General features: G+C 38.4%; 6 protein-coding genes and 2 pseudogenes. 6 read left to right on the top strand and 2 right to left on the bottom strand.

Annotated features, from left to right (window positions below; translation table 11 throughout):
- Positions 1-228: 228 nt before the first annotated feature.
- The gene (locus tag RHOW815_RS08805; protein ID WP_256439893.1) at positions 229-357 is read left to right on the top strand and encodes a hypothetical protein; all 129 of its coding nucleotides are present in this window, start codon (positions 229-231) and stop codon (positions 355-357) included.
- Between the two features lie 175 nt (positions 358-532).
- Positions 533-4396, top strand: coding sequence for an autotransporter outer membrane beta-barrel domain-containing protein (locus RHOW815_RS08435; RefSeq protein WP_215216556.1), 3864 nt, complete (start codon positions 533-535; stop codon positions 4394-4396).
- 104 nt (positions 4397-4500) lie between these two features.
- On the opposite strand, the pseudogene RHOW815_RS01220 reads toward RHOW815_RS08435, so the two are convergent.
- Positions 4501-4758 (bottom strand): annotated as a pseudogene (locus tag RHOW815_RS01220) (IS481 family transposase); the annotation flags it as partial.
- 227 nt (positions 4759-4985) lie between these two features.
- Between RHOW815_RS01220 and RHOW815_RS01215 the strand changes: the two are divergent.
- The 4 genes and pseudogenes from RHOW815_RS01215 to RHOW815_RS01195 form a co-directional block, all read left to right on the top strand.
- Positions 4986-5106: pseudogene (locus RHOW815_RS01215) on the top strand (IS5/IS1182 family transposase); the annotation flags it as partial.
- Positions 5107-5396: 290 nt separating this feature from the next.
- Entirely contained in the window at positions 5397-5825 is a 429-nt protein-coding gene (ssb, locus tag RHOW815_RS01205) for a single-stranded DNA-binding protein (protein ID WP_215216553.1), read from the top strand.
- Positions 5826-5830: 5 nt separating this feature from the next.
- Positions 5831-7315 (top strand): leucyl aminopeptidase, encoded by a 1485-nt coding sequence (locus RHOW815_RS01200; RefSeq protein WP_215216552.1) that lies wholly within the window; start codon positions 5831-5833, stop codon positions 7313-7315.
- A complete protein-coding gene (locus tag RHOW815_RS01195; RefSeq protein ID WP_220017486.1) occupies positions 7296-8168 on the top strand; it encodes an RluA family pseudouridine synthase in 873 nt (290 codons plus the stop codon). Before RHOW815_RS01200 ends, RHOW815_RS01195 begins: the two co-directional genes overlap by 20 nt.
- On the opposite strand, the gene RHOW815_RS01190 is transcribed toward RHOW815_RS01195, so the two are convergent.
- A complete protein-coding gene (locus tag RHOW815_RS01190; protein ID WP_215216550.1) occupies positions 8136-9401 on the bottom strand; it encodes an MFS transporter in 1266 nt (421 codons plus the stop codon). The genes RHOW815_RS01195 and RHOW815_RS01190 overlap by 33 nt on opposite strands.
- Between the last annotated feature and the right edge of the window lie 11 nt (positions 9402-9412).

Genomic DNA, 9412 nt, shown 5'->3' with positions numbered 1-9412 from the left:
TCCTCATTTTTTTGCTCTTTAATGAGCGGTTTTGAGATTTGAAAAAATCTCGTTTATATTGGAGAGTTTATCCTACTCCGTTTAAGGAGCAACCCCTTCTTTGTGTGCAATTTCAATCGCATAGAAAAATATAGGATTAACGACAAGCTTCAAGTCGTTGACTTAAATCCCATTAAGTTAGCCGTTTGAATTAGCACTACTATATACAATTGATATTACGAAACGTCGGTGACTTTTTTTCAGGCAATTAGAGGATTCTTCTTAGAAGAGATACCGAAAATAACAGATGTTTTGAAATGTAGGATTAACGACAAGTTTCAAGTCGTTGACTGGAACCCCATTAAGCTAGCCGTTTGAATCGGCACTACTATATATGCAATAACAGCTCCGTTCTCCATCTTTACCCTATTTAGCACCTTCCATAGCGTAATTTTTGTCTTCATCCCCAAAAATTCTATTATATATATATTTTTTTATTTTAAATAAAAAATAATTTATTTATCTATTAATAGTAAAATAAAAGGAGAAAAAAATGAAAAATTTGGGTCTATTTATTTTTTCTAGTACGATTGTCTTTTCAGCATTATCCTGGGCAGGTTCATTTACCGTTACAAATAACCTAGATGATGAAGTGGAGGGAAGCCTTCGGAAAGCTATCGTAGACCTTAATAACTCACTTGATTCATCAAACACGATAACTATTAACCCGGGCCTTTCTCCCATTATTCTTCAAACTGATTTACCCTTTATCGCAAGCTCAGTAGATATTACCGCTTCTGGGTCTACCCCTCAAGTTATCGACGGAAATAACAATCAATTCTGCTTATTCAGTACGGTTCCTTTTACACCTTCCTTATCAGTATCCATTGAAAATTGTACCCTAAAAAATGGAGGTGCTATTGGAGGTTCTGGAGGAGACTCTGCAGGAGGAGGTGGAGGAGGAGGATTAGGGGCTGGAGGAGCTCTTTTTATCGGTTTTAATGATGTTGTTACATTCAATTCAAATGTAGAGCTTTTAAATAACAAGGCGCAAGGCGGTTCTGGAGGAAATGTGATGACCAGCGATGCAAATCCGTTACCAGTTGCGGGTGGAGGAGGTGGAATCAGTTGTCTTCCAAATAAAAACGCGCCCAACTCGTCCGAACAAAATCAAGGGAACGGAGGAGGCTTTATGCCTGGAAAAGGAGCATCTGGAGGAGTTTCACTTTCGGAATTAAATGATGCAATGGGATATGGTGGCGGTGACGGTGGCGGTGGCTCTTCGGGTAATTCTCCTGGTCCTGGTGGCGGGTCAGGCTCTGGGGCATCAGCAACTGGAAATGGCTCGGTTGCAGGAGGATACTGTGGTGGCGGCGGTGGTGTTGGTTTTAGCCCAGCAGCCTCCTTTGGCATTGGCGGTGGTGGTGGAAACGGTGGTGGAAATGCTACAGATACTGGTCCATCAACAGGAGGAGCAGGAGGAGGTTTTGGAAGTGGTGGTGCTGGTGGCATCGGAAAAATCGCAAATTCTGGAGGAGGAGGAGGAGGAGGAGGTTTTGGCGGCGGCGGCGGCGGTGGACTAACCGGAGGAGGAGGAGGAGGTTTTGGCAGCGGCGGCGGCGGCGGTAGCTCAGGGCAAATGGGAAAAGGAGGTTTTTTTGGAGGAGATGGAGGAGATAATACCGGAGCAGGAGGAGGAGGAGGAGCATTAGGAGGCGCGGTTTTTGTAGGCGAAAGAGCTACTCTCATTTTACTTAATCCAACCACCATACAGGACAATACTACTGAAATAGGTAAAGCCGGAGTTAAAACTGGTACAGATGGGAATCCTGTTGAAACTGGGGCAGCAACTCCTGGTAAAGGATACGCAAAGGATATATTTTTATTTAAAGACGCCCAGCTCATTTTAGATGGAGAAAGCAACTGGAATGCAAATTTTGCTATTGAAGCTGATCCAGATGCACCTGAAGATTATTTTGATAATGGGATTCTTAAAAAGAATACAGGAATGATCACCTTATCTGGAGTAAATAGTTACAGAGGAGGAACGCATATTAATGGAGGTTTCCTAATTGCTTCACAGGATAGTAACTTAGGAGATCCATCTGGTGGGATTAGTTTTGACGGAGGAACCCTTAAAGCACAAATGTCCTTTTCTTCTGCTCGAAACGTTAGCCTTTTAGGACTAGGAACTATCAATGTAGAATCTAATTCTACTTTAACCCTTTCAGGCATCGTTTCTGGTGATTCTAGCCTAATTAAATCCAATAGTGGAAATCTGATCTTGACCGGAGTTAACACCTATAGTGGGGGAACTACAATTGATCAGGGGATCTTAGCCCTTTCCGAAGATGGAACGCTTGTTTCTGAAGGAGCTGTTACTATTAATAACACAGGCAGCTTTGATATTAGTGGTATCACAGCTTCATCACAAACCATCGGCGATCTAAGTGGTAGCGGAACTATAGTTTTAGGAACAAAGACTCTGATCGAAGGAACCTCTAATAATACCAGTTACGCAGGAGTGATTAGCGGAACAGGATCTTTTACCAAACAAGGAACTGGAACGCTTACCTTAACCGGAGACAACAGCTACACAGGAGGAATAACGGTAAATGCTGGTGTATTAGTAGGAAACACGACGAGCTTACAACAGGGTATTGAAAACAATAGTACAGTTGTGTTTGATCAAGCGGAAACAGGAACCTATTCTGGCATTATTTCAGGATCCGGGATTTTAACTAAACAAGGACCTGGAGTGGTAAATTTTACTAATGATTCGTCAGGCTTTTCTTCAGGGACTGTTAATATTAATGCAGGAACTCTTCTGGTGAATAATAAGTTAGGAGGTGCGTTTACCGTAGCTACTAATGCCATACTTGGGGGGGGTGGAACAGCGATCGGCAATGTAACTAATAACGGTAGTGTGCAACCTGGTAATTCTATTGGTACACTAACCATAGATGGAGATTATACGCAAACGGATTCTGGAGAGCTTGTCATAGAAATCAATGAAGCAGGAGCAACAGATCTACTTAAGGTTACAGGAATTGCCACATTGGATGGAGCCTTACAAGTACATCCTACCCCTGGGACTTATTCAGCGGGGACAATCTATACTTTTCTTACCGCAGGTACAGATCCTACAGATCCTACCGTTAATGGGGAATTTAGCAGTAATTCCAGCACTTACCCTGTTGATTATACCATCAATTATCTTTCTAATGAGGTGCAACTCCTTATTCTTACCGATTCTTTAATTATTCCTCCTATAGTTATTCCTCCTATAGTTATTCGTGCTAGTAGGCCAAAGGGTAACGCGGGTGCTGTAGAGGATTATCTATTTTGCTCTTCTTTTGATTTTGCTGAAACTGATATTGACACAGTTGCAAAAGCTCTACTTGTTCTTCCCACAGATCAGTATATAAAAGCTTTAAATAGATTAACCCCTTCTCAATTCGGAGCGCTTGCCTTAAACGAATTAGAAAACAATTTTAGTGTAGTAAATACCTTCTTTTTATCAGGAGAAAACCAAAGAGGCGGTTGCTATGAAAATGATTGTGAACCTACAGACATTTGGTTTAACCCGTTAGGATTTGTTTATTCACAAGATAGTCGTCCTGAGATTGGTCACGAAGCAATTGGTTTTACAAATCAAACCTATGGATTTACTATTGGGATAGATCATTTGTTTACTGATAACTGGAGTTTAGGCGCTGGTATTGGTTATTCTCAGTCTCAGCTAGACTGGAAACAACAAGCAGGAAAAGCCTGTGCAAGTTCAGGATATCTAGGTCCTTGTTTAAAATATAATTCTGAGAATTTTTATTTTGACTTTCTTGTTTTAGGAACAGGAAGTTTTTATGATGTGCATCGAAAAATTAAATTTCCAGGGATATCTCGCAATGCAGACAGCACTCCTACAATTTGGAACATTTCAGAAAGCATATTAGCGGGTTTTAGATTAGAGCGTTACTGTAATTTCTTTCTTCAACCAGAGATTTTATTAGATCAATTGAATATTTTTCAAGAAGCGTTTAAAGAAAACAAAGCCAATTCTATAAACTTGTCTGTAAAAAGAAAATATGCTTCATTTTTACGTTTTCTAATTAATATGAAACTTGCCAAAAAATGGCTCTATTGCAATATGTGTTTAGTACCCAGCGTTAACGTGGGTTGGTTAAGAACAACACCCCTTTCAGGAAGACATTACACTGCTAGTTTTCGAGAAGGTACATTTTGTAAATCAGATTTTTCAGTTACTAGTTTTCATCAAATAACCGATCAAATTCTCCTTGGAGCACAGTTTTCTGTTTCTTCTCAAAACGGTTTTAGCATTTCTTTAGGTTATGATGGAAAATTTGGAAATGGTTCAAAGATTAATCAAGTAAACATGGCACTGGATTGGAAGTTTTAACGCCAGTTTGGGAGTAGACTTCTTTCAAAATTAAACTTTTGAGAGTGCCCGTTCAACCTCGAAGTGCACAAAAAAGAACATATAAATACTTAAAAAAACATGTCCTAGACAGAACTTGAATTGACAGATAGCACTTCATTGACAATATCAATTTGGTGTAATGTGTCTAGCATTTTCATTTGTGCTAGATGCTTTGCATCCTGAAATGTTTGCCATGGTGTCTTCCCATAATAATATTTCCCAGAGTGGACTCGCTCTTCATTGTACTCTTTTACCCATTTATCCACATCCATTTGCAGTTCTTCTAGACTATGATAAACTTTTTGCCTAAATGCTGATGCATAAAATTCATTTTCAATCGTCTGATGAAACCTCTATCGATTAGATGCGTAACTTTCATTACGCATCCCTCACAGAACCGGACTTGCGGAACTACCGCATCCGGCTCTTCAACAAGCTTCACGACAAGACAATTTATAAATTGAGTGGGGTAGATGAGGTTTTAGTAAAGGATAATTCTTTAAGAGCCTGTTTAAAATCTTCTCATTAAGGTATAATGATAGTTTTCATAAAACCTTTGGAAGTAATTATGGCCCGCTCTTATCCAAGCGATATCTCTCGTAAACAATTTAGCAAAATCCATCTAATACTTGAGTCTACACGCAAAAAAACACGTCCACGAATAGTTGATCTATATGATATTTTTTTGTGATTATTATTTCCATCTTTGGAATAAAAAAGATGATAAAAATTCTAAGAGTGTTCTTGAAATAGTTTTAAAAAAAATGGGTTGGCGAGGTCAGAAAAAGCATTGGTCGGAAAGCGAAAACAAGCTTTGTAATTATTAATGCTTAAAGTGTTAAAAATACTGATATGGCATGTATAATCTTCTTAAATTCTCTAGACTTTTCTGATTTAGAAAGAAAACTGCTTGCTTATTTTAGTAGCTACAAGAAATACTCTTTGTAGCATCACTTTTAAAAATACGAGGATATTTTTTATGAATCAAGCTACAGTTGCTGGACATTTAGGTTCTGATCCAGAAGTTAAATTCACCCCATCGGGTCGAAAAGTTACTACTTTACGTGTAGCCGCACGCACGCGTAAGGCTGGAAAAGACGAAACAATTTGGTGGAGAGTGACTATTTGGGGCGAACAATTTGATAAAATGATGGCTTATTTTAAGAAAGGTAGCCCTATTATAGTTCAAGGAGAAATGGACTTAGAAATCTTCACAAATCGAGAGGGAAAGCCTCAGATTTCAGCAGGAATTACAGCTCATAATATCATGTTTAGTCCTTTTGGTCGCACAGATCAAAGGGCAGATGAGCGCCAAACAACCGATGCCCCGCTAAAAGAAGAGGGCATTCAAGCTAAACCACTTTTAAGCAACGAACCATTTGATGCAGAAGAGGAGATTCCTTTTTAATTACTATGATTAAAATTACCCATATTTCCGATCTAAAAAAACGAAAATACGCCGATGCTGTGATATGTCCTGTATGGGAAACAAAGACTCAAGCGCAAATAGCTCTTGAACTAAAAGAATTTGATGTCCTTATAAAGATTCCTCTAGATGACTTTTCTGGTAAAAAAGGGGAAACGCTTTTATTGTACCGCGAAAAAGGAATAGAAAAGAGGGTTCTTTTATTAGGACTAGGAGAAAAAGCTGATTGTCAAGAAGAAACCTTGCGGCAATCTTATGCAAGTGCGGTCAAACAGCTAAGAGCTAAAAAGATCAAAAGCTGTAATGTACTTCTGCCTTTTTTTAGCAAAAAAGAAGGCTTTTCTTTCATACGAGCTAGTTTAGAAGGGTTAATCTTAGCAAATTACGCCTTTGATTGCTTTAAAAGCATTCCTTTTAACCCACCTTTGGAGAATGCATGCATTTGCGGTGTAGAGCCATCTAATGCTTTTTTAATAAAGAAAGTAGAACAGATTCTGCAGGGGGTATATCTTACACGTGATTTAGTGAATAGCAATGCGGATGATTCTCATGTAGAAGGTTTAATCAAAACAGCAAAGGATTTAAGTAAAGACTGCAAAAAGCTTAAAGTTGTCGTTTTACGTGAAAAGCAATTAGAAAAGGAGCGAATGAATTTATTGCTAGCTGTGGGAAAAGCGAGTGTTCAACCTCCTGCTTTAGTTGTTTTAGAATATATGGGAGATCCTTCTTCTAAAGAAAAAATAGCTCTTGTAGGAAAAGGAATTACCTTTGATACAGGTGGTCTTAATTTAAAAACTACAGGTTATATAGAGACGATGAAAAGCGATATGGCTGGTAGCGCTTGTGTATTGGGTGTAATACAGAGCCTTTGCAGCTTAAAAATTAAAAGAAACGTCATTGGTGTGCTTGCTCTAGCAGAAAATGCAATAGGCCCTAGTAGCTATAAACCAGGGGACGTATATACCAGTCGCTTAGGAAAAACGGTGGAGATAGGTAATACAGATGCGGAGGGGAGACTTGTTTTAGCAGATGCTCTCTCTTATGTTGAAGATACCTATGCTCCTTCTGTTGTGATTGATTTTGCTACCTTAACAGGAGCAATTGTGATTGCACTTGGTGAAGAGGCTGCAGGTCTTTTTTCTAATAATGACTCTCTTGTAAGGGGCTTACAAAAAGCCTCTCTTAGGACAGATGAAAGGCTTTGGCGTCTTCCCTTATACCCAGAGTATACCGAAATGCTAAAATCAGAGATTGCTGATTTAAAAAATATAGGAGGCCGTCCTGCATCTTCTTGCACAGCAGCGGCTTTTTTACAGCAATTTATTAAAAAAGCAGCTTGGGCGCATCTAGATATTGCAGGAGTGGCTTATTTATCAAAGTCTAAATCTTATCATCCCACTTTAGCTACAGGGGCTGGGGTAAGAGTCACGATAGATTTTCTTGAGCATTTTGATGAAAAAGATTCTGTGTAAAGCTCAATTGGAAAGAGAGTATAAAGGGATGTCTTTACTTGCGTTTTTAAGGCTGCAATGCACAGACATCTCGGTTAAGTCTCTAAAATCTGCAATTGATACAAAGTTGTGCACTGTAAATGGAATCGTCGAGCGCTTTTCTACCCATCCTCTAAAGATAGGGGATGTGGTGATCTTATATCAGCCCCAAACTCTTCATCCAAAACACTTAGAAATCTTATATCAAGATGAACACCTGCTTATCTGTAACAAACCCGCAATGTTAATCAGTGATATGCGGTCCCTACAACCTTTATTAAAAGATAGATGGTTACTGGGTCATCGTTTGGATAAAGAGACATCAGGTGCTTTAATTTTTGTGAAAAATAAACTCATTTTACAAAAATTGATTGCTTTATTTAAAGAGCACTCTGTAGAAAAGTTTTATCTAGCACTAGTGGATGGGCAAGTTTTGCAAGAGGAAAGAAAAATAGATAAGCCTATTGCAAAATTAAAAAACTACCAAGGACAGAGCCTATATGGAGTAGCTACTAAACCTGGTGCTAAAAGAGCTGTTACTTTATGGCGTTGTTTAAAGCGTAGTAAAACCGCTTCTCTTCTTCTATGCCAACCAATGACCGGTAGGACGCATCAGCTTCGTGTACATTTAAGTTATATGGGATATCCCATTTTAGGCGATACCCTCTATGCAAAACATTTTTTTTGCAGAACCTCTGTTATACGTCATTTGTTGCATGCGTATATCTTGCGTTTCCCGAATCCTATTTCTCATCAAATAATAACAGTCAAGGCTAAAATTCCAGAGGATTTTAAAGAGTGCTTAAAAGAGCTCAAAATGACACATGCGATTTAATTTTTTGGAAAGAGCAAATACGAGAAGACCGATGATGATCAATGCTATCGCAACGGTTTCAAAAAGCATATGTGGAGAAACGGGACTTGGAATAAATAAAAAAGCTAAATCTCTTAAATAAAAAGCAGCATTGAAGCAAGTAATCCAAATACCGATTAAAACAGCTGTGTAACGGCGCGGGGATAGGCGTGTGATTAAAGAAAGACCAATAGGAGCTAGCAGCAGCTCTGCCAAAACCACGAAAAAATATACGGTAAATACCGAACTAGTTACATAGGAGCCGAAATTTAGCTCGAAGCTATCTAAAGTAAACATGGCAAAACAAATGCTCAAGATGAAAAAAGCGAGAGAAATTTTTAAGATAGCATTGCTATAAGAGCGTTTTTTATAAGAAAAAAGATAGATTTTGGCTAAAACAAGCGCAATTGAGATGAGATATAAGCTCTGTATGCTAAAGAGTTGCATATCAAAGGGTAGAAGTCTAATCATAGAGGGACCATATTCGATCCATAAAGGACTTAATGTCGTGTGGCTTAGGTCTTGAGCTATCCAAAAAACAATAGAAAATAAGGTGAGGATGACCGCTACCCAAATTCGATCTTTTTCCTGCTTGTGAAGAGGAGAAAAAGCGTTTTCTGCAGCTTGGAGTTTAAGTCTATTATATTGCTTTAAAGCTATACTTAAGGGGATTAAACCAATCAATCCAATGCTACCTGTTATTGCAAAAGCTGCCTGTAGGTTTTTTAAATCAGCTAAGGAGTTTAGGATCCAAAATGCAGAAAGCTGCCCTAAGCTTATGAGGGCATAGTAAATGGAAAAGCCAGAGTCTCTTAAATGAGGCTTTTGTTGATAAAAGGTACCTAAGAGAGCGTAGCTACCTGGTTGAAATAAAGCATTTCCAAAAGCTACCAAAACAAGAGCAATAAACAGAAAAGGTAAAGAGCTGGTTAAAATCAGAAAACAGCCTATTGCATTTAATAAAATACCCCAAATAACAGAGAGACGATAATGAATGCGTTCTACTATGAATCCACCTAATATAGGTAGAAAAATAGTAATTGATAAAAATACGGTTCCTATTTGACCGGAAGCGTGTTCTGTAAAATATTGAAAGTCGGCTATATAAAAGAAAAATAAATAAGCAATAGCTCCAAAGGCTATACGCCTACAAATTTCTGTTAAAGCGATGTAATAAAGAGCTGTTGGTTGTCGTGAAGATCCTATGTATTTCATTGTTTATATAC

Origin of the sequence: Candidatus Rhabdochlamydia sp. W815 (assembly GCF_018642185.1) — a bacterium.
Lineage (GTDB): Bacteria > Chlamydiota > Chlamydiia > Chlamydiales > Rhabdochlamydiaceae > Rhabdochlamydia > Rhabdochlamydia oedothoracis.
Note: the sequence above shows the minus strand (reverse complement) of the source record. Positions and strands in the feature narration are given on the sequence as shown.